Origin of the sequence: Actinopolyspora xinjiangensis (assembly GCF_900104475.1) — a bacterium.
GTDB lineage: Bacteria > Actinomycetota > Actinomycetes > Mycobacteriales > Pseudonocardiaceae > Actinopolyspora > Actinopolyspora xinjiangensis.
Genome location: NZ_FNJR01000014.1, coordinates 13,435 through 38,964, shown reverse-complemented (window position 1 = coordinate 38,964; position 25,530 = coordinate 13,435). Strand labels below are relative to the sequence as shown.

The 25,530-nt window shown below is 70.4% G+C and carries 21 protein-coding genes; 9 read left to right on the top strand and 12 right to left on the bottom strand.

The genetic code is table 11. The features are described 5' to 3' along the window. Positions 1–54: 54 nt before the first annotated feature. A complete protein-coding gene (locus tag BLQ75_RS19395; RefSeq protein WP_092604112.1) occupies positions 55–594 on the bottom strand; it encodes a nitroreductase family protein in 540 nt (179 codons plus the stop codon). A gap of 82 nt (positions 595–676) precedes the next feature. Between BLQ75_RS19395 and BLQ75_RS19390 the strand changes: the two genes are divergently transcribed. Further along, positions 677–1,186 carry a YbaK/EbsC family protein gene (locus tag BLQ75_RS19390; protein ID WP_211481480.1) on the top strand — a complete coding sequence of 170 codons (510 nt, stop codon included), beginning with the start codon at positions 677–679 and terminating at the stop codon, positions 1,184–1,186. Positions 1,187–1,322: 136 nt separating this feature from the next. On the opposite strand, the gene BLQ75_RS19385 is transcribed toward BLQ75_RS19390, so the two are convergent. From BLQ75_RS19385 to glf, 4 genes are all read right to left on the bottom strand, one after another. Then, a complete protein-coding gene (locus tag BLQ75_RS19385; RefSeq protein WP_211481479.1) occupies positions 1,323–2,531 on the bottom strand; it encodes a decaprenyl-phosphate phosphoribosyltransferase in 1,209 nt (402 codons plus the stop codon). Continuing rightward, the gene (locus tag BLQ75_RS19380) at positions 2,524–3,111 is read right to left on the bottom strand and encodes a phosphatase PAP2 family protein (protein WP_211481478.1); all 588 of its coding nucleotides are present in this window, start codon (positions 3,109–3,111) and stop codon (positions 2,524–2,526) included. Before BLQ75_RS19380 ends, BLQ75_RS19385 begins: the two co-directional genes overlap by 8 nt. Positions 3,112–3,478: 367 nt before the next feature. Then, a complete protein-coding gene (locus BLQ75_RS19375) occupies positions 3,479–5,557 on the bottom strand; it encodes a glycosyltransferase (protein WP_244515742.1) in 2,079 nt (692 codons plus the stop codon). Between the two features lies 1 nt (position 5,558). After that, positions 5,559–6,746 (bottom strand): UDP-galactopyranose mutase, encoded by a 1,188-nt coding sequence (gene glf / locus BLQ75_RS19370; protein WP_092604110.1) that lies wholly within the window; start codon positions 6,744–6,746, stop codon positions 5,559–5,561. A gap of 189 nt (positions 6,747–6,935) precedes the next feature. Here glf and BLQ75_RS19365 point away from each other — a divergent pair, with 189 nt between their 5' ends. Beyond that, on the top strand, positions 6,936–8,036 hold the full coding sequence (locus BLQ75_RS19365; protein ID WP_244515740.1) for a peptidoglycan recognition protein family protein: 1,101 nt from the start codon (positions 6,936–6,938) through the stop codon (positions 8,034–8,036). Between the two features lie 369 nt (positions 8,037–8,405). On the opposite strand, the gene BLQ75_RS19360 is transcribed toward BLQ75_RS19365, so the two are convergent. After that, on the bottom strand, positions 8,406–9,218 hold the full coding sequence (locus BLQ75_RS19360; protein ID WP_092604109.1) for an HAD family hydrolase: 813 nt from the start codon (positions 9,216–9,218) through the stop codon (positions 8,406–8,408). Positions 9,219–9,342: 124 nt separating this feature from the next. Here BLQ75_RS19360 and BLQ75_RS19355 point away from each other — a divergent pair, with 124 nt between their 5' ends. Both BLQ75_RS19355 and BLQ75_RS19350 read left to right on the top strand, forming a co-directional pair. Next, on the top strand, positions 9,343–10,236 hold the full coding sequence (locus BLQ75_RS19355; protein ID WP_092604108.1) for an LLM class flavin-dependent oxidoreductase: 894 nt from the start codon (positions 9,343–9,345) through the stop codon (positions 10,234–10,236). 127 nt (positions 10,237–10,363) lie between these two features. Next, positions 10,364–11,008, top strand: coding sequence for an endonuclease (locus BLQ75_RS19350; protein WP_092604107.1), 645 nt, complete (start codon positions 10,364–10,366; stop codon positions 11,006–11,008). Positions 11,009–11,108: 100 nt separating this feature from the next. On the opposite strand, the gene serS is transcribed toward BLQ75_RS19350, so the two are convergent. Further along, on the bottom strand, positions 11,109–12,368 hold the full coding sequence (serS, locus tag BLQ75_RS19345) for a serine--tRNA ligase (RefSeq protein WP_092604106.1): 1,260 nt from the start codon (positions 12,366–12,368) through the stop codon (positions 11,109–11,111). A 148-nt stretch (positions 12,369–12,516) separates the two neighbouring features. Between serS and BLQ75_RS19340 the strand changes: the two genes are divergently transcribed. Next, positions 12,517–13,554 (top strand): septum formation family protein, encoded by a 1,038-nt coding sequence (locus tag BLQ75_RS19340; RefSeq protein ID WP_092604105.1) that lies wholly within the window; start codon positions 12,517–12,519, stop codon positions 13,552–13,554. Positions 13,555–13,560: 6 nt separating this feature from the next. After that, entirely contained in the window at positions 13,561–13,911 is a 351-nt protein-coding gene (locus BLQ75_RS19335; RefSeq protein WP_092604104.1) for a metallopeptidase family protein, read from the top strand. A 147-nt stretch (positions 13,912–14,058) separates the two neighbouring features. Here the strand turns inward: BLQ75_RS19335 and pheA are convergent, their stop codons facing one another. Beyond that, positions 14,059–14,982, bottom strand: a complete 924-nt coding sequence (pheA, locus tag BLQ75_RS19330; protein WP_092604103.1) for a prephenate dehydratase — start codon at positions 14,980–14,982, stop codon at positions 14,059–14,061. 142 nt (positions 14,983–15,124) lie between these two features. On the opposite strand from pheA, the gene BLQ75_RS19325 reads away from it, so the two are divergent. The 3 genes from BLQ75_RS19325 (at position 15,125) to BLQ75_RS19315 (ending at position 17,089) form a co-directional block, all read left to right on the top strand. Next, entirely contained in the window at positions 15,125–15,730 is a 606-nt protein-coding gene (locus BLQ75_RS19325; protein ID WP_092604102.1) for a macro domain-containing protein, read from the top strand. Positions 15,731–15,847: 117 nt separating this feature from the next. Further along, positions 15,848–16,357, top strand: coding sequence for a DoxX family membrane protein (locus BLQ75_RS19320; RefSeq protein WP_092604101.1), 510 nt, complete (start codon positions 15,848–15,850; stop codon positions 16,355–16,357). A 96-nt stretch (positions 16,358–16,453) separates the two neighbouring features. Beyond that, on the top strand, positions 16,454–17,089 hold the full coding sequence (locus BLQ75_RS19315; RefSeq protein ID WP_092604168.1) for a response regulator: 636 nt from the start codon (positions 16,454–16,456) through the stop codon (positions 17,087–17,089). A gap of 73 nt (positions 17,090–17,162) precedes the next feature. Here the strand turns inward: BLQ75_RS19315 and BLQ75_RS19310 are convergent, their stop codons facing one another. The 4 genes from BLQ75_RS19310 to BLQ75_RS19295 all read right to left on the bottom strand — a co-directional run bounded on the left by BLQ75_RS19310 (position 17,163) and on the right by BLQ75_RS19295 (position 24,956). Continuing rightward, on the bottom strand, positions 17,163–18,320 hold the full coding sequence (locus BLQ75_RS19310; protein WP_092604100.1) for a GAF domain-containing sensor histidine kinase: 1,158 nt from the start codon (positions 18,318–18,320) through the stop codon (positions 17,163–17,165). A gap of 229 nt (positions 18,321–18,549) precedes the next feature. Beyond that, positions 18,550–21,987, bottom strand: coding sequence for a thiol reductant ABC exporter subunit CydD (gene cydD / locus BLQ75_RS19305; RefSeq protein ID WP_092604099.1), 3,438 nt, complete (start codon positions 21,985–21,987; stop codon positions 18,550–18,552). Between the two features lie 350 nt (positions 21,988–22,337). Beyond that, positions 22,338–23,345, bottom strand: a complete 1,008-nt coding sequence (gene cydB, locus BLQ75_RS19300; protein WP_092604098.1) for a cytochrome d ubiquinol oxidase subunit II — start codon at positions 23,343–23,345, stop codon at positions 22,338–22,340. Between the two features lie 102 nt (positions 23,346–23,447). After that, complete coding sequence (locus tag BLQ75_RS19295) at positions 23,448–24,956, bottom strand: cytochrome ubiquinol oxidase subunit I (protein ID WP_092604167.1); 1,509 nt, start codon at positions 24,954–24,956, stop codon at positions 23,448–23,450. Positions 24,957–25,530 lie beyond the last annotated feature (574 nt).

Here is a 25,530-nt window from a genome sequence, read left to right as displayed (position 1 = left end):
ACGGCGCCTTGTGGAAAGCGCGCCCCTCACACGGATCTCCTGCCGGGAACCGGCTCACTCCCCCGACCAGAGGGAGTCCAGCGGCAGCCTGCCGCGCGGGATCGCGGACCTGCCAGGCGGGGCGAGTGCGGGCCAGCCCAGCGCGATACCGGTACGCACCGACCACGGGGAACCGAATCCGGCGAGCGCCGTGACCCGCTCCACGTTGGCCTCCGGGAAGAACGTCGCCGGGCAGCAGCCCAGCCCGAGCAGTCCCGCGGCGGTCATGAGATTCTGCGCGAATCTGCCACCGTCGAACTCGGCATCGGCTCCCCTGCGATCCAGGGCCAGCAGCACCACCACCGGCGCCTGCCCGAGATGCAGGGCGTAACCGCCACAATCGGCGAGCTCCGCCCGGGTGTCCGGATCGCGCACGGTGTGCACCCGCCAGGGCTGGCGGTTGCGAGCCGAACCGGTCCAGCGTGCCACCTCCAGCACGGAACGCAGGTCACTCTCGGTAACCTCGGCGTCGGTGAACCAACGGGTGGCGCGCAGTCGGCGCAACGTCTCCAACGACACGGGGAAACGGGCACCATGCCCGGCCGATTCGGTCATGCCCGAAGTATGGTGCGCTAGAGTGCGAACTGTCTCGACAGGTCGGCCCAGTGCGCCGAAAAACCGTACGGAGGTTCGCCGCGTGCAGTCGGAGACGACCGTGCCCTCGGAGAGCTTGCTCCCGGAACGCAGCAAGGAGGTGGCCCGCCACCTCCGGTCGGCCGGGGTGACCGGTGAGATCCGGGAGATGCCGGGGTCGACCCGGACCGCCGCCGACGCCGCGGCGGCACTCGGCTGCGACCCCGGAGCGATCGCCAGCAGCCTGGTGTTCCTCACCGGGGACGAGCCCGTTCTCGTGCTGACCAGCGGACGTCACCGGGTCGACACGGACGCGCTGGTGGAGCGGCTGGGGTGGCAACCGCTCACCCGGGCCAAACCGGAACAGGTGCGCAGAGTCACCGGCCAGGCCATCGGCGGGGTGGCTCCCCTGGGACATCCCCGAGCGCTGCCCACGGTGGTGGACAGCGCGCTCGCCGACTACGAGCGGGTCTGGGCGGCGGGCGGCACACCCCGCACGGTGTTTCCCACCACCCACGACGAACTGGTGCGGATGACCGGCGGCCGTTCCCTCCCGGTCGGCTCGGACGACTGAGCGGCGCGCTTCTCGAACGCTCGACTCTCACCCGTGCGGCGATTTCTCGAGGAAAATCGCGGGGCAGTCGGCGGTCACCGCCAGGCGGTCGGAGGTCACACAGCCACCACCCGCGACGACCGAGTCGAAAACTCACTCAAAGGTAGAAGGCGAGGAAGAGGCAGCCTGCCAGTATCACGAACAGGACCAGCAGCACCTTGTCCTTGAGAGCCACTTCCTCCGGCTCCCCGGCCACGCCCTTGTCCACGTCCACCGCGTAACGCAGGATGCCGATCACGAACGGGATGATCGAGATGATCCCCCAGATCGAGTTGTCCACCTGCCTGATGTCGTAGGCCCACAGGCTGTACGACATGATCATGATCGCCGCCGAGATGGCCCATACGAACCGCAGGTACGAGGCCGAGTACGCGCGCAGCGACTTGCGGATCTTGGCGCCGGTCTCGTTGGCGAGCTTCACCTCGGCGTAGCGCTTGCCCGCCACCATGAACAGCGAACCGAAGGCCACCACGATGTAGAACCACTGGGTGATCTCCAGACCGGCGGCGGCACCGCCCGCCACCGCACGCAGCAGGAACCCGGAGGCCACGATGCACAGGTCGATCACCGGCTGGTGCTTGAGCCCGAAGCAGTAGCCGAGCTGCACGGCGACGTAGACGACCATCACGGCCAGCAGCCCCATGCTCACCAGGCCGGATATCACCAGCGAGCCGACCAGCAACAGAGCGCACACCGCGTAGGCCACCGGCAGCGGGATCAGCCCGGCCGCGATCGGCCTGTTGCGCTTGGTCGGGTGCGCGCGGTCGGACTCGACGTCGAGGGCGTCGTTGATGAAGTAGATCCCCGAGGCCGCCATGGAGAAGACCGCGAAGGCCACGGCCGCGTCCAGCAGGGTGGGAACCGCCCAGAGCTCACCCGCGCTGAACGGCGCGGCCAACACCAGGATGTTCTTGACCCACTGCTTGGGCCGCAGCTCCCGGATCAGGCCGTTGATCAGTCCACCGGGAGTTCCGGCGGCGGCCACCACCCTCGCGTGGTAAGCGTCCGAGGACTTGCCGTCGCGCGCCGCGCTCGCCGCTACCTCACCGGCCGGTTCCGTTTCCAGCGCACCGGCCTCACCACCGGCCTCCGAACCGATCAGCCCCTCGGAGTCGGCGTGGGCCGCCCCCGCCGCGGAGGCCCCGGCACCGTCCGCCTCGGAGTCACGTTCGAGCTCCGCGTCCTGTTCGGTGGTGGCGGTGTCGAGACCACCGGAACCCGCACCCGCCGCCCCCTCGGAGCGCTCGTCCGTCCCCCCAGGGGATTCCTCACCGAGCTGGGAGCCCGCTTCGTTCCTGTCAGCCACAGTTCCTCCGCCGTTTGACGTATCGACGCACGCTCAGCGCGACGGCACCGCCGAGACTCGAGCCGACGACCACATCACTCGGATAGTGCACCCCGAGCACCAGACGACTGACCATCATCGGCGGCACCAGCACCGGAGTTAAGCCGCGTCCGAGCAGCCGGCCGTAGAGGACGGCGGCCGTGGTCGTCGAAGTGGCGTGCGATGAGGGGAAGCTCAACCGGCTCGGAGTGCTGACCAGCACGCGAATCCCCGGATCACCGGGACGTTCGCGCCGCACCAGTCGTTTGACCGCGATCGAGGCACCGTGCGATGCGGCCACCCCGACGGCGGCCAGGAGCCACTCCCGGCGCCTGCGGCGGTCGGTGATCGCCCCGACCGCCCCCAGCGCCAGCCAGCCGAGCGCGTGGTCGCCGAACTTGGACATACCCTTGGCGACCGTAACCACGGGTTCCCTGGCCAGCACGTTCTGCACCCGACGCACCGCGGTGGTCTCCGCCGTAACGGCGGCGGGTGGCCGTTCCGCCGTGGTCGGCTCCGACTCGTCCTGGGGGGTGGCCACGGTCGTCAACTCTGCGTCCACTTCGTCTCCGGCTTTCTCTCCGGCCGGGGCACGTACGCTCCGGACACGTCGCCGGGAGCGGTGTTGTGCTCCCGGAGGCGCGTACCCGGCCGTGCCCGACTCCCTGGTTCGCTTTCGGTGGTGCCTCGCCCCGTCCCGGCGTGCCCGCGCGACCGCGACGCGGGGGCGTCGCTGCCCGGCACGGTGGGCCTCGAGACGGTCGGGCACTCGGCCCGGTCGTCGGCGAGTCCCGAAGCGCCGCGCTCTCGCCGGAACGCCGGAGACGTGGCCCGGAACCGGCCCGGTGTCTCCCGCCGGTCCCGAGCGGGTGAGGGGAGGTTCCACCGGACCGACACCCGTGGCAACCGAGCCACCGAGGTCTCACTGGTCACTCGTACATCCGCTTCCAGGCCTCCGGACTGGTCAGCTCCGGCAGCGCTCGACGGTAGGCCTCCCGCAGGCGGGGCCACTCGCTGACGAGCCTGCGGTAGTCGGCGAGGGCTCGCCTGCCGAGCCTGCGGAACTCCTCCGGGTCACGTCGCCGGAACACGGTACCGCTCCCGTCAGCGGTGGAGACGGTGGCACTGTCCAGCGCGCCGAGCAGGAACCAGAGAGCGTTCGAGGACGGGACGTTCAGCTGCGGTCGCCGCTTGGCCTCCGGGTCGGGCTGCTTGAGGTTGTGCAACAACGCCTGCGAGGCGCGCTTGGCGATCCGCGCCGAGTTCGCCGGCGGCTGCAGTAACGACTCGGCCAGCACCGGATCCGCCGAGGGAGGAGGGAGTTCCCGGGCCGAGGAGAAGGTCTGCGCGTCGGAGTAGTGCTCGCGGAGCTTTCGCACCTCGGGCAGCGCCGTGCGCAGGCTCTCGAACAACCCCTCCGGCCCGGCCAGGAAGTCCTCGACGGCCTTGAGCTGCACCGCCACGGTGGAGTACTCCATGGAGAACAGGTGCCGCAGCGTGAGCTTGAGGCTCTGCTTCAGCAGGTTCTTGCGCACGTCCTCCGGGCTGTGCAGCGCCGCGAGGATCAGCCTGTTGCGGGTGTGGAAATAGGCCGTCCAGTCGGTCGCGTCGTTCTTGTCCGTCCAGGGCATGTGCCAGACCGCGGCCCCCGGCAGCGAGACCGTGGGGTAACCGTGCGCCCCGGCGCGCAGGTGGTACTCGGCGTCGTCCCACTTGAGGAACAGCGGCAACGGCAGCCCGGTCCGCTCGATGACCTCCCTCGGGAACAGGCACATCCACCAGCCGTTGTAGGTGGCGTGGATGAGCTTGTGCAGCTTCCTGCTCTTGCGCAGCGGGTACTCGGCGAAATCGTGGTCGGTCGCCGCTCCGGGAGCCGCCCGCCACATAGCCACGCCGGTGTCGACGACCTCACCCATGGTGTGCAGCCGTGACCTGGCCTGCAGATTGAGCATGTGGCCGCCGACGATGACGGGCCGCACCGATGCCCGCGCGAAGGCGTTGGAGCGGAGGATGCCGTCCGGCTCCATCGCGATGTCGTCGTCGAACAGCATCACCTGTTCGGCGTCGGAATTGTAGATCCCCTCGTACATGACGCGGGTGAATCCACCGGAACCACCGAGGTTGGGCTGTTCGATGACGTGGAGCTTGTCCCCGATCCGGCGAACGGCCTCGTCGAAGCCCTCGGTCTCCCGGATCTTCTGGGCACCCTGGTCGGCCACCACCACGCGCTCGACGATGTCGAGGACCTGGGAGTCCTCCCCGAGGGTCTGCAGCGTCTGCACGCAGTCCTGCGGGCGCATCGTGGTGGTTCCGACCACGACCCGCTGCTTGGGGAGCTTGACGTCGGTGGTCCAGGCCGCCTCGTCGACCTCGATGTCGCTGTCGTTGGTGAACAGGTCGAACCAGATCCAGCCACCGTCCTCGAAGGGCTTGAGGGAGATCCGGAACTCCAGCCAGCGCCACGACTTGGAGCTTGCGACGGCCGTGCCCTCCAGGTGAACGATGTCGCCGTTCGCCTTGGATCTGTACACGTCCAGTCTGCCCGCGCCGCGCACCTTCAACCGGAGCACGACCTCGTCCAGCTTCGTCCAGCGTTTCCAGTAGCTGGCCGGGAACGCGTTGAAGTAGGAGGCGAACGAGACGTTGGTGTGCGCGGGAACACGTACCGAACGCCGGGACAGCACCGTGGCGCGCTGGGCGACCGTCTTCGGTTCGTCGATGTAGAGCGGACGCACGTCCAGCGGGTCCTCGGAGCGCGGCAGCAGCACCCGCTGCAGCACCTGCCCCGTTCCGACCCGCCTGCTTCCGGTGCGCACCGTGGCCGAGTCGGCGAGCTTGCTCTCGCCCACGGCGGGGGCGGACTCACCGTCCGAATCCGGAACGGGTGAGTCCGACTCCGGCGGGTGCGGTTGTTCGGCGTCGGCCTCGGGCAGTCCCTCCGGGGAGCCCTGCTCCGACTGGTCCGACTCGGCCAGGTCCGGTTCGGTCGGAGAAGTCCGTTCAGTCACGTCAGTCCTCCATCGAGCCGTCCAACGAGCGGCCCTCGGTGAAGTAGGGGTAAACCTTGTTGTCGAACATGCTCAGCGCGGACCCGATGGCCATGTGCATGTCCAGGTACTTGTACGTACCCAACCTGCCGCCGAAGAGCACCTTGCGCTCCTTGGCCTCCCGTTTGGCCAGTTCGCGGTAGGTCTCCAGCTTCGACCGGTCCTCGGCCGTGTTGATCGGGTAGTAGGGTTCGTCGCCGCTCTCGGCGAACCGCGAGTACTCCCTGACGATTACGGTTTTGTCATTGGGATAGTAGTCGCGCTCCGGGTGGAAGTGCCGGAATTCGTGGATGCGCGTGTACGGGACCTCCTCGTCGGCGTAGTTCAACACCGGCGTGCCCTGGAAGTCTCCCGTGTGTACGACCTCGGTCTCGAAGTCGAGGGTTCGCCAGCCCAGCTCACCCGCGGAGTAGTCGAAGTAGCCGTCCAGCGGACCGGTGTAGACGACCGGAACCGCGGGCAACCGGTCGCGCACCTCGAAGTAGTCGGTGTTGAGCCGGACCTCGATGTTGGGGTGTTCGGCCATCCGACGCAGCCAGGCCGTGTAACCGTCCACCGGCAGGCCTTCGTAGGTATCGCTGAAGTAGCGGTTGTTGAAGTTGTAGCGCACCGGAAGGCGGGTGATGTTGGACGCGGGCAGTTCCTTGGGGTCGGTCTGCCACTGCTTGGCGGTGTAACCACGCACGAACGCCTCGTAGAGCGGGCGGCCGATCAACGAGATCGCCTTCTCCTCCAGGTTCTTGGCGTCCGCGGTCTCGATCTCGGCCGCCTGCTCGGCGACCAGCGCCTTCGCCTCGTCCGGGGTGAACGCCCGACCGAAGAACTGGCAGATCAGCCCGAGGTTCATCGGGAAGGAGTAGATCTGGCCCTGATAGCGGGTGAAGACCCGGTGCTGATAGTCGGTGAAGTCGGTGAAACGGTTGACGTAGTCCCACACCCGCTTGTTCGAGGTGTGGAACAGATGCGCACCGTAACGGTGCACCTCGATACCGGTTTCCGGCTCGGCCTCGGAGTAGGCGTTACCACCTATGTGGTGCCTTCGCTCCAGTACCAGTACTCGCTTGTCCAGCTGGGCTGCGGCACGCTCAGCGATGGTAAGTCCGAAAAATCCCGAACCTACGATAATCAGGTCATAACCTCCGAAGCTCACAGCCGCGAGGGTAGCGTTGGCCCAACCGGGTGCCGAAACCGCGTGCCATCCGTGCCGGAGCGTGTCGGTTTCGCGATCGTCTCTCCGAGAAGGGTGGCTCCACCGGGCGTTCGCGGTGATTCCGTCGCATACTCACCGACAGTGATGTGAACGAGTCACACCGGAAACCGCCGACAGGGCCCCGGCAACGTGAGCGAGGCGAACATGCTCCGCGGCTTCATCGCCGGAACCATCGCACTGGCCGCGACGACACTGGTCACCACCGTTTCCGCCGGTTCGGCCGCGCAAGAACGCGCCCCTGCTCACGAGGAGACGACGGCGGTGCACAGAGCCCTGTCGGAGGCTCCTGCAGCGCGTGGAGCCCCGGGGATCCGCACGGTGCGGACCCGACAACCGTTCAGCATGGTCGCGGTCACCTGGGACGGAAGGGCGCCGGACCGGATAACGGCGCGAAAGCGGCAGGACGGGCGGTGGAGCCGGTGGCACGAGCTCACACCGCTGAGCGTTTCCGGCCACGGCGGGACAGGTCGTTCGGGGTCCGGGGGAGCCAGCGGCGCCTGGTGGACCGGGCCGAGCTCCGAGATCCGGATACGCGCGAGCCGGGCGGGCGAGCACGTGACCGACGAGCTGGAACTGGTCGCGATCACGCCCGGTACCGAGCCGGTGCGTTCCGAGCCCGAGGGACGCACCGCACGGCCACCGGTGGTCACCCGCGCGGAGTGGGGAGCCGACGAGAGCCTGATGCGCTGGCCACCGGAGTACTCGGCCACCACGCGGGCCGCGATCGTGCACCACACCGTCGAGACGAACGACTACACCTGTGCCGGCTCCGCCGAGGTCGTCCGTGGGCTCTACCACTATCACGCCGTGGAGCTCGGCTGGGGCGACATCGGCTACCACGCGCTGGTGGACAAGTGCGGCACGATCTTCGAGGGACGCACCGACGGGCTGCGACGGCACGTGGTGGGTGGCCACACCAAGGGGTTCAACGGCCAGACCTTCGGGGTGGCGCTGATCGGCGATTTCCAGACCGCCGCTCCGACCTGGAGCGCGCTGCGTTCGACCGGGCGGATCGCCGGTTGGAAGCTCGGCACCGTCGGCAGGGACCCGCTGGGCGAGACCACGCTGATCTCCGGCGGCGGACAGGGCAACAAATACCCCGAGGGCACCGCGGTGACCCTGCCCCGGATCTTCAGCCACCGCGACGTCGGCGACACCGCGTGCCCCGGCGACAACGTCCACGCCCGGATGGACACCATCAGACGGGAATCAGTGCCCGCTGCCACCTGACAACCGGTGCGGGGCGTCAATTTCGCGGGTGCGGCGGTGCGACCCCAGCTGGCGTCAATCTCTCGCGAAATCGCCGCGCCACTGGGCAAGGGCCCCGGTGCGTACGGCGGTCCGGCTTGGGACGGCCGTCAATTTCCCACGAAATCGCCGCGCCGCTGTGACACGGAGCCGAACCCCACCACTCCCGCAAGTCGAACCCCGACCACTTACGCGATCGGCGCCGCAGCGGGTTCTCGCGTGCGGCTCTCGCGAGGACGGCCCCGACGTTGTGTAGGTCGCTACCCGATGTCGGGGCACCCGCAGCGAGAGCCGTGCGAGAGGTTCCGCCACCCGCACCGCCACGCAAACCGAGCCGCCGACAACAGGAGTTCACCACCAGCGTTCGAGCACGGTCGCCACCCCGTCGGCATGGTTGCCCGCGGTGACCTCGTCGGCGATCTGGCGCACGTCGGGGTGGGCGTTGCCGACCGCCACACCGTGCCCCGCCCACTCCAGCATGGGGATGTCGTTGGGCATGTCGCCGAAGGCGATGACGTCGGACGGCTCCACCGACAGGTCCTCGGCCACCCGAGCCAACCCGGCGGCCTTGTTCGTCCCCGGCGCTGACAGCTCCAGCAGTCCCGCGCCGGTGGAGTAGGTGACCTGCAGTCGCCCGCCGACGAGCTCCGCAGCCGCGACCGCCATCTCGGCGCTGGTCATCCGCTCGTGCATGACCAGCAGTTTCACGGCGGGCATCCCGACCAGCTCGTCGGGGGGCGCGACGCGGAGATCGGGATTGGGCCAGCAGCGGTGGAACGAGGACTCGGCGATGAACTGCTGGTCCAGCCGGTCGTGCGCGCCGTTCGTCGAGCGCTCCACCCCGAAGGAGCAGCCGGGCAGCGCCTCGCGCAGCTCACCGGTGACGTCCCGCAGTGCTATCGGGTCTATCGACGTGCTGTGGAGCACACGGTCAGCGGCCGCGTCGTAGACGACCGCGCCGTTGGAGCACACCACCGTCCCCGCCACTCCGAGACCGGCGACGATCCGGGGTATCCAACGCGGTGGACGGCCGGTCACCAGCACGAACGGCGTCCCCGATTCGTGGACGCCACGCGCGTTGCGCGCGGTCCGTTCCGTCACCCGCTCGGCGGGGTCCAGCAGGGTTCCGTCGACGTCGGAGGCGACAAGGCGTGGTCTGCGCACTCCCCCATTCTGCCCTGCCGAAGCGGTTCGGCGGACGCGATGCGTGCCACTTCCGGGAGAACCTCTCGCCTACGCCGCGCCGTCCTCTCGTAGCGGAGCCGGGTGAACGTATACGGTCACGGGTGTGCGCGTTGGGATAGTGATTCTGCCCGAACACCGCTGGTGGGCCGCGGAACCGCTCTGGCGTATGGCCGAGGAGTACGGCTTCGACCACGCCTGGACCTACGATCACGTGGGGTGGAGATCTTTGGTGGACAAACCGTGGTTCGACGCGGTGCCCACCCTCACGGCCGCCGCCACCGTGACCTCCCGCATCAAGCTGGGCACGCTGGTGAGCTCGCCGAACTTCCGGCACCCCGTGCACTTCGCCCGGGAGGTGACCGCGCTGGACGACGTCAGCGACGGACGTTTCCTGCTGGGTACCGGGTCCGGGAGCCAGGGCTTCGACGTACGGGTCTTCGGTGGCCAACCGGTGTCGAGCTCCGACCGGGTCGAGCGCTTCGCCGAGTTCACCGAGCTGCTGGACAACATCCTCACCACCGACAACGTCAGTTTCGAGGGCAAGTACTACTCGGCCGTGGAGGCGCGCCGCTCCCCCGGCTGCGTGCAGACGCCGCGCGTCCCGTTCGTGGTGGCGGCCGAGGGCACCCGTTCCATGGGGGTGGCCGCGAGGTTCGGCAACGGTTGGGTGACCACCGGCCGCCCCTCCGGCACCGACGTGACGGACGGCGAGCGGTGGTGGCGCTCGCTGCGCGACAACACGGCACGTTTCGAGGAGGTGCTGCTGGAACACGGCCGGGTACCGGGACGGGTGCCGCGCTACCTCAACGCCGACGCCGGCCCCACCTACTCGTTGTCCAGCGTCGAGCACTTCAGGGACCTGCTCGGCAGGGCGGGGGAACTCGGGTTCACCGACGTGATCGTGCACTGGCCCAGGCAGGAGACCCCCTTCCAGGGGCGGGAGTCGGTGCTGGAGGAGGTCGCCTCCGAGGTGCTGCCCGGCCTGAAGGAGCGCTGAGCCGCCCGGCCGGGACCACCCCGCCGAGCCCCGGAATACCCGCCGGGTGCGCCGGGTAGTTCCCGGGGTGAGGCGTCGAACGCGAACGCCGGAACCGATCGTCGCCACGTACCGGGAGATCCCGCGAATGTCGACACGAACCACGGCCCGTCGCCTGTTGGACGTGGCGGGCACCAGCTATGCCGCGCAGGCGAGCATCACGCTGCGGGACCGCCCCGAACCGCTGTACCGGTTGCTGGTTCTGTCGGTGCTGCTGTCCACCCGGATCAAGGCGGAGATAGCGGTCGCGGCCAACCGGGAGCTCGCGGAGTTCGACACCCCGGAGCGGATGCTGCGGGCCACCTGGCAACAGCGCGTGGACGCGCTGGGGCGGGGGCACTACGTGCGCTACGACGAGAGCACCGCCACCGCGCTCGGGCAGGGTGCCGAGCTGCTGCGGGACGAGTACGGCGGCGATCCGCGCGGTATGCGCGCGGAGGCGGACGGAGATCCCGGCGCACTGCGGAAGTCGCTGCGCCGGATCCCGAGACTGGGCCCGGTGGGCGCGGACATCTTCTGCCGCGAGGCGCAGGCGGTGTGGCCGGAGCTGCGCCCCTACTTCGACAAGAAGGCGCTCACCGGTGCACAGCGGGTGGGCCTGCCGGGCCGGGCCGAGGAGCTGGCCGAACTCGTCGACGAGGAGGATCTGGCCCGGCTCGCCGCCGCCTGTGTCCGGGTGACTCTGGAGAAGGGGACGGCGGAGCGGGTGACGCAACCCGCCGCCACCGGATGACCCGACGCCCCGCGTCGCCGAGGCACCCGGTGAGGTGATCGGGGAGGCGCCCGGGACCGCCATCACCGGCTGGTCGCCCCGCCGCTCGTGGCGGGGGCACCTACGGAGTGAGGACCTCGACACCACCCATGAAGGGACGCAGCCCTTCCGGCACCCGGACCGAACCGTCGGCCCGCTGGTGGTTCTCCAGGATCGCGACGATCCAGCGGGTGGTGGCCAGCGTGCCGTTGAGCGTGGCCGCGATCCGGTTGGCGCCCTCCTCGTCGCGGTAGCGGATGTTGAGCCGCCGCGCCTGGAACGTGGTGCAGTTCGAGGTGGAGGTGAGCTCGCGGTAGTCACCCTGGCTGGGAATCCACGCCTCGCAGTCGAACTTGCGGGCCGCGCTGTCCCCCAGGTCACCGGCGGCGGTGTCGATCACGCGGTAGGACAGTTCGAGCTTGCCGAGCATGTCCTCCTCCAGGGCGAGCAGCCGCTCGTGCTCCTGACGAGCCCGCTCCGGCGGGCAGTAGGAGAACATCTCCAGCTTGTTGAACTGGTGCACCCGGATGATTCCCCGGGTGTCCTTGCCGTAGGAACCCGCCTCCCTGCGGAAGCAGGTGGACCAACCCGCGTAGCGGCGCGGCCCGTCGGTGAAGTCGAGGATCTCACCCTGGTGGTAACCGGCCAGCGGAACCTCGGAGGTGCCGACCAGGTACAGATCGTCCTGCTCCAACCGGTAGACCTCGTCGGAGTGCGCGCCCAGGAAACCGGTGCCCTCCATGACCTCGGGGCGCACCAGCACCGGCGGCACCGTCAGCGTGAACCCGGCCGCCGTGGCGCTGGCCGCGGCCATGTTGAGCAGTGCCAGTTCGAGTTGGGCGCCCACTCCGGTGAGGAAGTAGAACCGCGCTCCGGAGACCTTGGCGCCGCGCTCCATGTCCAGCGCGCCCAGCGCGGTCCCCAGTTCGAGGTGATCGGCCGTGTCGAAGTCGAACTCGGGCGGGGTGCCGACGTGCTTGAGCACGACGTAGTCCTGCTCTCCCCCGTGCGGAGTCTCGGGCTCGATGACGTTGGAAACGGCCCGCTGCGTCCGCTCCAGCTCCGCGTCGGCCGCGGTCTGCTCGGCCTCGGCCTCCTTGACCCGGTTCGCGAGCTCCTTGGCCTCGGCGAGCAACCGCTCGCGTTGCTCACCCGAGGACTTGCCGACCTCCTTGCCCAACCGCTTCTGCTCGGCGCGCAGCTCATCGGCGCCGGCCACGGCGGACCTGCGCCGCTCGTCGGCGGCCAGCAGGGCATCCACCAGGGAGGGGTCCTCCCCCCGGGCGCGCTGGGAAGCGCGCACGGCCTCGGGGTCTTCGCGCAGCGTCTTCAGGTCGATCACGGCAGGTCAGCCTAGCTTGTCCCGACCGGAACGGCCCAGCCTGGGTGGTCGGCGCGCCCACCCCGCCACCGGCCACCGCAGGACGCGAGCGACGGCACGCACCGCACTTTGCGCGCCCCGCTGAGTGGCCAGGCAGTATGGAGGGGTGATGGCCGAGCCTCCCGAATCACCACCGCCGGAGCAGTCTCCCGGCGCGAAGAGCTCCTCCCGCGGCGGTCGCGACCGGCGGGGAGCGGCGAACGCACGGCTGGTGATGCTGATGGCCGTCCTCGGCGCTCTGCTGGTGTTCACGGTGGCGGCGCTGCTGAACTGGCCCTCCGCCGAGGATCCCGCGCCGGGGCTGGCCGAGCAGCCGACGACCACCGCCGAGCCCCCGGAGTTCGAGGCGCCCGCCGGAACCTGCCTGAACTGGACCGAGCCGGACGCGAGCGACATCAGCAGGGTGGACTGCTCCGAACCGCACCTGTTCGAGATGACCGGGACGGCCGAGGTGTGGGCGCGGTTCGGTCCCGACGCCGACTTCCCGAGCACCGAGGTGCTCAACGAGCTCAAGTCGAAGCGCTGCGCCGACGTGGCGCGGCAGTACCTCGAGGGCGGTTTCGACCCGAACGGCCGCTTCGAGGTCAGTGCCTTCCTGCCGAGCAAGCAGAGCTGGAACAGCGGCGACCGCACCCTGTACTGTGCGCTGCAGCAACCGGGCCCGGCCGGTCAGCTGTACCGGTTCACGGGCAAGGTCGACGAACTCGACCAGTCCGACACCTACGAAGTGGGGACCTGTCTGGGGATCAGCGGCTCCTCGGTCTCGGCTCCCGTCGAGTGCTCGCAGCCGCACTCGGTGGAGATGACCGGGCTCGCCGATCTGAGCCAGGAATTCAAGGACGGTTTCCCCCCGACGGAACGCCAGGACGAGTTCCTGCTCACGACCTGCCAGAAGCAGCTGGCCGACTACGCGGGCGGCAAGAACGTGGCCGAGGACAAGGGGCTGTCGCTGTACTGGGACAACCTGTCCGAGGAGAGCTGGCAGGCCGGGTCGCGCAAGGTCAACTGCAAGGTCGCGGCCACGCTCGGCGAGGACGGCGGATTCGCCCCGGTCACCGGCAGCGTGACCGGCGAGATCTCCATCAGCGACCGACCGGCCCCGGAGACGACCCCCCGCCCCGGAGTCCCCGCCGACGGCACGAGGTGAACGAGATTGCCGGTGGAGATGTCGCGACAGCGCTTCGAGGAGCTTGTCGGTGACGCGTTGGACCGGGTGCCCCAGCGACTGCTGCGGGAGCTGAACAACGTGGTGATCCTGGTGGAGGACCACAACCCGGAAGACGAGTCGCTGCTCGGTCTCTACGAGGGGGTCGCGCTGACCGAACGCGACAGTGACTACGGCGGGGTGCTGCCGGACAGGATCACGATCTACCGGGAGCCGCTGCTGGAGATGTGCTCCACCGAGCGGCAGGTCGTCGAGGAGGTCGCGGTGACCGTGGTGCACGAACTGGCGCACCACTTCGGGATCGACGAGGAGAAGCTGCACGCGCTCGGCTGGGGCTAGCACCGGCGGCCGGAGCGGGTGCCGGTCGGGATGCTCACCGTTCCCGGTGCCGGGCTCGGCCGGTTGGTTCGGCCTGGCCCGGTGGGAGTCGCGGCCGCGGGGGTGTCGGGCGCTCGTGCCACGCCGTCGCGGACGGTTCCCGGAGCTTCAGGCGATGCGTCCCGCGCGTACCTCGTCGAGCCAGCTCATCGAGCGCCGGAAGGCCTGCTCGGAGTCCGCCGCCCGTACGTTGACCGGTTTGCTGTCGGCCTTGGGAAACGACCCCAGGAAACGCACCTCGAAGCAGCGCCGGTGCAGCCCGGTCAGCGCGTCCCCGATCCTGGTGTCGGCCACGTGGCCGTCGAAGTCGAGGAAGAACCGGTAGGCACCCAGACGGTCCTTGGTGGGCCGGGACTCGATCCGGCTCAGGTTGATGCCGCGCAGCGAGAGCTCGGAGAGCACCTCCCCCAGCGCCCCCACCTCGTCGTGCGCGACCACGGCGATCGAGGTCCGGTCCGCGCCGGTGGGGTCGGGCAGCAGGCCGGGGCGCCGCACCAGCAGGAACCTGGTGACAGCGTCGTCCACGTCGGCCACCTCGCTCGCCAACCGGGTGAGCTCGGGGTGGTAGCGGGTTGCCACCGGGGCCACCACGGCCGCGTCGGCGGTGCCGTTCGCCACTTCGGCGGCGGCGGTGGCGGTGGATGCGGTGGGCACGTCCAGCGCCCGGGGCAATCGTTCGGAGAGCCAACCACGCACCTGCGCCAGCGCGTGGGGGTGGCTCGCCACCGAGGTCGCGTGGAGCGGATCCACCTCGGGGCGCAGCAGCACGTCGAACCGGATCGGCAGCACCAGCTCGGCGACGGCCACCAGGGGAGCGCCGCCGACCAGCCCGTCCAGCGTGGCCGCGACCGCGCCCTCCACGGAGTTCTCCATCGGCACGCCCGCGGCCTCGACGTCTCCGAGGCGTACCGCGTCCAACGCCGAGTGCACGGTGTCGTGGGCGATCAGCTCCGCGGCGAAGTCCGCCGTCAGCGCACGCGTCGCCTGCTCGGTGAATGTTCCTTGCGGACCCAGGTACGCGATTCGGGGCACGCCGCCAGCCTACTGCCGCGCTTCGCGATGGCGTACGACCCCGGATTCGCCGAGAAACCGCAGTTCACACAATGGTGGTAAAGATCATGCCCTTGGAGTGTGACCCACCCAATTACGCGAACCGGGCTTTTCCTGCGATGCTGTGCACGTGACCGCGGATTCGGAGCGCTCGACGAACGGGGCGGAGCCGGAGCTGCGGCTGGTCCTGTGCGCACTGGACGAGCCGCTGGCCGCAGCGTGGAACAGCATCGCCCGCGGACGAGAGGGCATCAGCGTCCACCACGGTTCGGTACTCGACACGCGGGTCGACGCCGTGGTCAGCCCGGCGAACTCGTACGGCTGGATGCGCGGTGGCATAGACGCCGTCTACGCGAACGCCTTTCCCGACGTGGAACAGCAGGTGCGCAGCGCCGTGCTGGCCTACCACGGCGGCGAGCTCCCGGTCGGGGAGGCACTGCTGGTGCCCACCGGCTGCCGCAACCCCGCCTGGCTGATCAGCGCGCCCACGATGCGCGCCCCCGGTGAAACGCTGCCGGGCGACACCGTCCACCCCTATCTGGCGGCCAGGGCGATGCTGCGGCTGTGGGCCGGGGCGGTGCTGGACAACGGGACGCCGGTCCGCCACGTCGTCCGCTCCATAGCGCTGCCCGGCCTGGGAACCGGAGTCGGCGGAGCCGCACCCGAGCTGTGCGCCAAGCAGGTAGCGGCCGCGTGGGACGAGGCCTTCACCAGGGTCGACACCGCCTGAACTCCGATTTCGGGAGCGGGGCTCGCCCCGAGGCGCCTCCGGAGCCCGACCCCGAGCGAAACGGGGAGCGAAGGCGTAACGTCGGCGACGTCGCCGGCTGGCTAGGAGGTTTCGTCGATGCTCATCCGCAGGCTCGCACGTCCGCTGTTGGCCTCGATCTTCGTCTGGGGCGGTATCGGGACCTTCCGCGACACCGAGGGACACGCCCAGGCGGCCAAGCCGCTGCTGGAGCGAGCCACCTCCCCCGTCAGGGACAGCCTTCCAGAGGAGATCCCCACCGATCCCCACACGCTGGTCAAGATCGACGGGGCGGTCAAGATCGGTGCGGGTGTGCTGCTGGGGCTCGGCAAGACGCCGAGGCTGGCCGCGCTGCTGCTCTCCGGCAGCCTGGTCCCGACCACGCTGGCCGCGCACTCCTTCTGGGAGTACGAGGACCCGGAGCAGCGTGCCGCGCAGCAGACCCAGTTCCTGAAGAACCTCGGCCTGCTCGGCGGGCTGCTGATGACCGCGGTGGACACGAAGGGCAAGCCCTCGGTGGGCTACCGGGCACGGCACGGCGCGCACCGGGTGGCCGAGCAGACGCAGCGGGCCGTCCCCACCAAGCGGTGCAAGCGCAAGGGACGTTGACCCCCTCCGGCGACGCGGCTGAGACCAGAGCCGGGGTGCGCGACGCGCCCCACCCTGCCCGTCCGTTCGGGCGAATGCGCCAGTAGCGTGGTGGTCGTGCGGGTACGCGTGCTGCTGGTCGACGACCACGAAGTCGTGCGCAGGGGGCTGCGCGATCTGCTCGACACCGAGCCGGACGTCACCGTGATCGGCGAGGCGGGAACCGTGGACGAAGGACTCGTCCGGGCGAGAGCGGACCAGCCCGACGTGGCCGTGGTGGACATGCGGCTGCCGGACGGCGACGGGCTGGAGCTGTGCCGCGGCCTGCGCGAGTTACCGGCCCCACCGCGCTGCCTGGTGCTGACGGCCTTCGACGACGAGCAGGCCCTGGTGGGAGCTATCAACGCGGGGGCCTCCGGCTACCTGCTCAAACAGGTGCGCGGGCAGGACCTCGTCAACGCGGTGCGCGAGGTCGCGGCGGGACGCTCCCTGCTGGACCCCGTGACCACCCGACGGGTGCTGGACCGGATGCGCGAGGACGGCGAGAAACAGTCCGACGAGCTGGACGCGTTGACCGAGCAGGAACAACGGGTGCTGGAACTGATCGGGGAGGGGCTGAGCAACCGCGAGATCGCCAAACGGTTGTTCCTCGCCGAGAAGACGGTGAAGAACTACGTGACCTCGGTGCTGGCCAAGCTCGGGATGGAACGTCGCACCCAGGCGGCCGCCTGGTACGCGCGCAGGCAGGGCTGATCCGGGCGAGACGCGGGGGCGGCTCGGCCTCGCGCGCCCGGTGATCCGGGTGAAAAGACCCCTGGCAGCCTCCTCAGTCCCCTGACAGGGGGACTTCCCAGGTGATGGTGCTGCCGCTGTCCGGGGAGGAGTCGATGGTGCAGCTCCCGCCCGCCGCGGTGGCCCGCTCCGCCATGTTGCGCAGCCCCCGCTTGGTCACGTCCCTCGGGATGCCGCAGCCGTCGTCGGTGACCTGCAACAGCAGGCCGGTGTAGCCGCGCCTCACCCGAACGGAGACGGTTCGGGCCCCGGAGTGGCGCACCACATTGGACAGCGCCTCGCGCAGCGCCGCTCGTGCGTGATCGGCCACCGCTACCGGAACGTCGTCCAGATCGCCCACCAGCTCCAGATCGGGCGACTTTCCCAGCAGCTCTCCCGCGATGCGCACCTCGGAGCGCAGCGAATCCGCCAACGCGGGCGCGTGAGCCGGTTGCTGCTGGGGGTCCGAGGAGGTGAGCGTGCGCACCGTGGCGCGCACCTCGGCGATGGTCTGGTCGATCTGGTCGGTTATCTCGGTCAGCCGTTTCGCGTCCGAGGGGGCCAGTTCGGAGGCGACCCTGCGGTCGAGCACGTTGAGCTGCACACCGGCCGCGTAGAGCCGCTGCACGATCACATCGTGCAGGTCGCGGGCGATGCGCTCGCGCTCCTGGTAGACGGCGATGCGCTGCCGAGCAGTGGAGCCCTCCGCGAGCACCAGCGCCAGTCCCGCCTGGGCGGCGAACGAGGTAAGCAGATCGACCGTCACCCTCGTGAAGGGTTCGGCCCCGCGCCTGCGGTAGACCGCCAGCGCCCCGAGCTTGCGCTCGTTCGTCCCGAACGGGGCCACGGCGAACGGCCCGTAGACCCGCAACGCCCACGGCACGTAGGGCGCGGTCATCGGGTCGTCGATGAGGTCGTCGACCACCACCGGTACACCGCCGTGAGCGACGTGGGAGGCCGCCGAGTGGGGCGAGAGCACCGACCCCACCGGGTCGGTCAGCGGTTCGGGAGCGTGCGGCCCGACGCAGGAGGCCTCCACGGTGAGGTTGTCCTGCTCGTCGCGGACCATCACGAGCCCCAGGTCGGCCTCGGCCAACGCGGCGGCCCGCCTCACCACCAGCGGCAGCACCGCCCCCGGGTCCTCCTCGGCGAGGGCGGCCTTGGTGATCTCGGTGGAGGCGGCGAGCATGCGCCTGGCCAGCGTCGAATCCATCGCACCCACGACGGTATAGCGCCCCGCGCGGTGACGGCGCCCGCTACGACCAACCTCACACCCGCGAAGGCACCGCCCGACGCGGCTCCTCCGGTGGTCGAACGCCGATGGCGCCTCGTCGCGCGGACCCCGCGCCTAGCGGGTCAGGCATCCGACGGGCGCGGCGGTCTTCCGGGGGAGTTTCGGGGGAGGAGGGCACCGCGCCGTGAGGCGCCGCTCCGCGCACCGGTCACCCCGTCACCTCGTCGACCCGGGGGACGACGTGGACCTTCCCCCGGGCGACCCGGATCACCGTGTCCGCCCGGCGCGCTTCACTGTCGCGGTGTGTAACCCGCACCACGGTGCGCCCGCGCGCCTCGCGCTCCAGGTTCTCCAGCAGTTCCCGCGCGGTCGGCTCGTCCAGGTGGGCGGTCGGTTCGTCGAGCAGCAGCAGCTCCGCGTCGGGCACGAGCAGCGCCCGGGCCAGGGCCAGCCGCTGCGCTTCGCCACCGGAGAGCTCGGCACCACCGGTACCGACCACGGTGTCCAACGAGTCCTGCCAACCGGCCAGACCGGCCGAGCGCAGCGCTCCGACCAGCCGCTGGTCGTCCGCCAGGGGGTCCGCGAGGCGCAGGTTCTCGCGGATGGTGGTGGAGACCAGCTGCGGGTCCTGCGGGCACCAGGCCACCCTGCCGCCTATCGCGAGATCCCCGCTCTCGACCGGCAGTAGTCCGGCCAGCACCGCCAGCATGGTGGACTTCCCGCCGCCGGAGTCCCCCACCACGGCGACGTGCGATCCCGCCGCCACGCGCAGCGTCACCCCGGACAGCGTGTCCTCCCCGGAACCGGGCCACCGGGCGTGCACGTCGTCGAGCCGGACCTCGCCGGGACTCACCGGGAGCGCGGGCCGGTGGGGCACCGTCGCGGCGTCCGGCTGCGTCCCCTCGCGGTGTGCCGGTCCGGGAGTGGGCTCGGTGCTCGCGGTGCTCGCACGACCCGTGTTCCGCTCGGCCAGGAACGGGCTCAGCCGTCGCTGTGCCTGTCGCAGCGGCGACCAATGCTGTGCCGCGGCGGGGAGCTCGGACACCGCCTCGGTCACGGCCAGCGGCACCAGCGCGAGCAGCGGTGCCAGTTCCGGGGCGAGCCGTCCGGCCGCGACCGCCCGGGCGGCCAGTGCGGTGCAGCCGACCACCGCCGCTCCCATCACGAGCGTGATCACGGCCCCCGCCGCCCCCTCTCCCGAGGCGGCCCTGCGGGCCTTGCGGGCCAGTTCCGAGTCGGCACGCGCCAGTTCGCGGCGCCGCTGCTCGGCGGCCCCCATCGCCAGCAGCTCGGCGGCGGAGCCGAGCAGACCCCGCGCGCGGAGGGACACCTCGCGACGCCCCGCCGCCACGGCCGCCGCGGCGCGCCGTTGCACGGCCAGGGCCACGAGCGGGGCCACCACGCCCGCGAGCAGCGACGCCAGCGCCAGCAGCAGTCCCGCTCCGGGAAGCACGAGACTCTGCACGGCGACGGCGCCACACCCCACTCCGACCGCCGTCAGCGGCGGCGCCAGCACCCTGGGCACCAGGTCCCGCACGGTGTCGGTGTCGTCCACCAGCCTGGTCGCGCCGTCACCTCGGGCCAGCACGGCGGACCGGGCTGGGCCCCAGCGGACCAACCCCTCCCAGAGGCGTTCGCGCAGCCTGCCCGCCAACCGGAACGCGGCGTCGTGCGTGGCGAGCCGCTCCACGTAGCGCAGCACGGCCCGGGACAGCGCGAAGGTGCGGACCCCGACCGCCGCGACACTGAGCGTCAGCACGGGTGGTTGCTGCGCGGCCCGCGCGATCAGCCAGGCCGAGGTGGCGGTCAGCGCCGTCCCGGACAGCAGCGAGAGCACACCGAGCGCCGCACCGGCCACTCCCCTGCCGGTGACCAGCTCCCCGATACGGGCGGTGCCGGGGGCGACCTCGGGCATCTCGGTGGAGGGCACGGCGTCGCCACCTGGCGAGCCGCCCGGCTCGGCGGCCCCGGGACGGTGGCTGGCCAGCACCACCACTGCCCCGGCGTCCGCCGCCGCACGGATGGCGGCCTCGACCCGCGCGGCCGTGGGAGCGTCCAGGTGGGCCGTCGGTTCGTCGGCCAGCAGCACGCGGGCCCGGCCGCGCAACCGCAACAGCGCACGGGCCACCGCCACCCGCTGGCGTTCCCCGGTGGACAGGGCATCGACCGGGCGATGCGCCAGGTGTTCGGCCGCGGCCGCCCGCAGCACCTCGTCGAGGTGGTCGGCGGTTCCCCCCGGTTGGTCGCTGACCGCGAGCAGCAGCTCCTCGGCGACGTTCCCGCCGGAGAAGGCGGGGCGCTGCGGAATCCACGCGAGCTGGGCCCGCCAACTCGCGGAGCGCGGTTCGGTGATCTCGGTGTCGCCGTAGTGCAGTGTCCCGCTCTCGGGGGTGGCGAAGCCGAGTAGCACAGCGAAGGTGGTGGACTTGCCGCTGCCGCTGGGCCCTATCCCGTCGAAACCGTCCAGCCGCGTCACCCGGCCGGGGGGAGCCGTGAAATCGAGCCCGTCGGGTGCGTGCCCCTCCCGTCGAGCCACCCGGAGACCGCGCACCCGCAGCGGAACCGCCGGACCGCCGTGCTCCGGCGGTGGTTCGGCGGTGCGGGCCCCACCCGCCGATTCCGTCCCGAGCCCCACCTCCTCGACACGGCGCACCGCTTCCAGACCGTCCTCGCTGGCGTGATGGGCCGCACCGGCGGCGCGCAGCGGCAGGTAGCACTCCGGCGCGAGCACGAGCACCAGCAGACCGGTGGAGAGGTCCAGATCCCCGGATACCAGCCGCATCCCGATGCTGACGGCCACCAGCGCCACCGACAGCGAGGAGCACAGCTCCAGCACGAGCGCCGACAGGAACGCGATGCGCAGCGTCGAGCCGCTGCTGCGCCGGTACTGCTCGCTTACCCGTCGCACCGCCTCGCGCTGCGCCTCGGCCCGCCCGAACGCGGTCAGCACCGGCAGCGCGCGGACCAGTTCGGACAGATGACCGGACATGCGCCGCAGCGAAGCTGCCGCCCGCTGGGTGCGGCCTTCGGTATAGCGGCCGACCAGCCACGCGAACAGCGGTATCAGCGGAACCGTGAGCAGGATCGTGACGGCCGAGGCCCAGTCGGCCAGCAGAATCCGAAAACCGACGATCGGGGGGACCACGGCGGCGGTCACCAGCGCGGGGAGATAGCGCGTGAAGTAGGCGTCGAGCGAGTCCAGCCCCTTGGTGGCCAGGGTGGTCAGCTCGGCCGCGCCGTGGCGGTCGATCCACTCGGGACCGCGCCGCAGCGCGGAGTCCAGCACCACGGAGCGCAGCTCCTCCTTGGCCCCGGCAGCGGCGCGCGCGGAGACGCTCGCGGTGGCCCAGTTCAGCGCGGAACGGGCAAGCACGGCGCAGCACAGCACAGCCAACCGGTCCCCGATCGCGGTGGCGTCGAAGCCGTGCACGACCACCCGGGCCAACGCGTCGGACAGCGCCCACGCCTGCACGATCAGCGCCAGCGCCCCCAACACGGCCAGCACGCCGCTGAGGTAGAGGGCACGCCGGGTGGAGGGCGACAGTCGTGGCAGCGTCCCCAGCGGGCCGTTCGCGAGAACGGCGCTGCCCCGCTCGCCCTCCCCGACACCCGTGGTGCCGCTCGGCTTGCTCGAACGACGTGTCACGCTTTCCGACTCCCTCGCGCGATCTCTCCCCGGTCCTGTCGAAACTCTCCATCCGCACTCGACCGCCGTCGCTTCGCACCGCCGTGCCGACGACCGAGCCGCAGCACCCGGACGGCGGCGATTTCTCGAGAAATCGCCGCGCCCAGTGGCGGTGCCGAACTCCCGACACCCTCACGGGCCGAACTCCCACCACTCCCGCCGTCGGCACCGCCGCGGGTTCTCCCGTGCGGCTCTCGCGAGGACGCCGGAGACGTGGCGTAGTACCTACTCGATGTCTCCGGACCGCAGCGAGAGCCGTGCGAGAGGTTCCGCCACAGCACCACCAACGCAGCCCGTTTCCGCACGCTGCCCTAAGCGGCGTGCACCGGGGGGATGTGTTCGGTCCCGATCCGCTTGCGGAACACCCAGTACGTCCACCCCTGGTAGACCAGCACCGCCGGTGTGCCGAAGGCGGCCACCCACGTGACCACGGTCAGCGTGTAGGGGCTGGAGGCGGTTTCGGCGATCGACAGCGACCACGCCGGATCGAGCGTGGACGGCAGCACGTTGGGCCACAGCGCACCGAACAGCGTGACCACCACCCCGGCCAGCGCGACCCCCTGCAGCACGAAGGCCTGTCCGTCGCGCCCCACGGCCTGCCGCGCGAGCGCGGCCACCCCCGCCAGCAGCACGATCACCAGCGATATCCAGGTCCACGCCGCGCCCTCTCGCAGCTGGGCGACGAGCAGCAGCCCGACCACCGGCAGCAGCAGCGGGACCCCGAGCAGCAGCGCGAACCGGTGGGCGCGTTCCCGCACACCGCCCTCGGTCTTCAGCGCGAGGAACGCGGCACCGTGCAGCAGCGAGAACGCCACCACGGCCAGGGCGCCGAGCAGGTTGGGCAGCGTGAGGATGACCAACGGGCCGCCGACCCGGTCGCCGTTGGCGTCCAGCGGCAGTCCGAACACGGTGGCCGACAGCACCAGCCCGACCATCAGCGGCGCGACCCAGGAGGCGATCACGATCACCGCGTCCCAGGCGCGTCGCCACCGGTCGGTATCGACCTTGCCCCGGTACTCGAAGGCCACTCCCCTACCGATGAGCACCAGCAACAGCAGGGTCAGCGGCAGGTAGGCGGTGCTGAACAGCCCCGCGTACCACCCCGGGAAGGAGGCGAACATGGCGCCGCCCGCCACGATCAGCCAGACCTCGTTGCCGTCCCAGACCGGCCCGATCGTATTGATCAGCACCCGGCGTTCGGTCTCCCGGCGTCCCAGGACCGGCAGCAGCATGCCGACCCCGAAGTCGAAGCCCTCCAGAAAGAGATAGCCCAGCCAGAGCAGGGCGATGACGCAGAACCAGACGGTCGGCAGATCCATCAGTCACTCCGCTGGTCGGTCGTGCGCGGCTGGTGCCACGCGGTCGTGTGGGGGCACGTGAGCGCCCGGGGCGAAAGCGCCGCCTTCCTCCCCGGGCTGGTGCTAGTAGGCGAAGGAGAGGACGTCGTCCCCACCGGAGCCGGAGTCGTCGTCCGAATGCTTCGGCGGCATCACGGCCTCGAAGCCACCGCGCGCGTAACGCACCATCAGGAACACCTCGACCACGAGCAGCACGCCGTACACCGAGGTGAGCGCGATGAGCGAGGTCATCATCTCGCCGGGCGACACCCCGGAGGAGACCGCCTGCGCCGTGTACATCCAGACACCATCCACCCCGGACGGATTGGGATTGGGAGCGACCACGAACGGTTGACGCCCCATCTCGGTGAAGATCCACCCGAACACGTTGCCCAGGAAGGGGGTGGCGATGGACGCCAGTGCCAGCGGCCCCCACAACCGTCCGCGCGGGAACCTGCCGCCCCTGGTGAACCAGAGCGCGCCCAGCGCCGCCAGGGCCGAGACAGCGCCGAACCCGATCATGAACCGGAAGCCCCAGTAGGTGACCGGCAGGTTCGGCTGGTACTCGATCCGCTCGCCCGCGAGGTCGCCCAACCTGGGGTCGTTCGGGTAGTGCGTGCCGTACTCGTCCTCGTACTCCCGCTGCAGCTGCTGCACTCCCTTGACCTCGGTGTCGAAGTCGCCGTGGGCCAGATAGGACAGCATGAACGGCACGGTGATGCTCTTGACGCTCTCGCAGTCGGGGCGGCTCACGTCGCCGTAGGCGAAGACCGAGAAGCTGGCGGGTTGTTCGGTGTGGCACAGCGCCTCCGCCGAGGCCATCTTCAGCGGCTGCTGCTGGAACATCAGTTTGCCCTGCACGTCCCCGGAGATCGCCAGCCCCACGAAGGAGACCAGCGCCACCCAGGCGCCGACGCGCATGGACTTGTGCCAGACCCGGCGGTCCTCGTCACGCGGCAGCCCCTGGCGGTCCCGTTTCCAGACCTTCCACGCGGCGATGCCGAGCACGAAGGTGCCCGCCACCGCGAAACAGCCGAATATCGTGTGCGGGAAGGCCGCCAACAGGGTGTTGTTGGTCAGCACGGCCCAGATCGAGCTCAGCCGGGGCTCACCGTCGACCATCTCGACCCCGACGGGGTGCTGCATCCACGAGTTGGCGGCCAGGATGAAGTAGGCCGAAGCCACGGTGGCCAGTGAGAAGGCCCAGGCGCAGGCCAGGTGCGCCCGCTTGGACAGCCGGCCCCAGCCGAAGATCCACAGCCCGAGGAAGACCGATTCGACGAAGAAGGCGACGATGCCTTCCATCGCCAGCGGTGCCCCGAAGACGTCCCCCACGAACCTGGAGTACTCGCTCCAGGCCATGCCGAACTGGAACTCCTGCACGATGCCGGTCACCACGCCCATGGCGAAGTTGACCATCATGAGCTTGCCCCAGAACTTGGTCATCTTCAGGTACCGCTCGTTGCCGGTGCGGTACCAGGCGGTCTGCATCCCCGCGACGAGGATCGCGAGTCCGATCGTCAACGGGACCATGAGGAAGTGGTAGACCGTCGTGATCCCGAACTGCCACCTGGCGATGCCGAGAAGATCCACGCTCACAACCCTGCCCCCGAGCGGGCGGGAATTGCAGGACAAATCGTCCTCATTCCCCCGGACGAGGGTCCCGGTGGCGGCCGGGACGTTGGTCCCGGCGGAGGTGGGACCAGTGGTCCGGTTCGGGGCGGACCGGGGGCCGGTCGGGCCGGCCAACGAACGACCAGCTGGGGCATCACCCACGAACGAGCGGAATTCTCACCCCGGAAACCGTCGGTTGTAAACAGTCGTTCCGAAAATTCCGCCGGAGAGGACACTCCGCTTCTCGGAGTCGGGACGCAGGCCTCGAACGGGCACCGATCGGCTCACTCCGCCGGAACGCACCCGCGAGACCGCCGGATCTCTTCGGTGTGGTTCCGAACCCCCACCACCCTCGCAGGCCCAGCTCCCACCATCCCCGCACCGGCACCGCCGCGGGGTCTCCCGTGCGGCTCTCGCGAGGAAGACCCAACACGCCGAAAAACCGCACACCGCCCGAGCATCCGGCGCGCAGCGCCGAACCCGCACCACTCACGCGGGCCGAGCTCCGCCCCCACAGCCCGCACCGCCGCGGGTTCTCGCGTGCGGCTCTCGC

What these genes read in the sequence shown, in the direction of transcription:
- cydB (WP_092604098.1), bottom strand. Translation starts at nt 23,345, where the DNA reads ATGGATCTGCCGACCGTCTGGTTCTGCGTCATCGCCCTGCTCTGGCTG.
- BLQ75_RS19395 (WP_092604112.1), bottom strand. Translation starts at nt 594, where the DNA reads ATGACCGAATCGGCCGGGCATGGTGCCCGTTTCCCCGTGTCGTTGGAG.
- BLQ75_RS19340 (WP_092604105.1), top strand. Translation starts at nt 12,517, where the DNA reads ATGGCCGAGCCTCCCGAATCACCACCGCCGGAGCAGTCTCCCGGCGCG.
- BLQ75_RS19310 (WP_092604100.1), bottom strand. Translation starts at nt 18,320, where the DNA reads ATGGATTCGACGCTGGCCAGGCGCATGCTCGCCGCCTCCACCGAGATC.
- BLQ75_RS19350 (WP_092604107.1), top strand. Translation starts at nt 10,364, where the DNA reads ATGTCGACACGAACCACGGCCCGTCGCCTGTTGGACGTGGCGGGCACC.
- BLQ75_RS19320 (WP_092604101.1), top strand. Translation starts at nt 15,848, where the DNA reads ATGCTCATCCGCAGGCTCGCACGTCCGCTGTTGGCCTCGATCTTCGTC.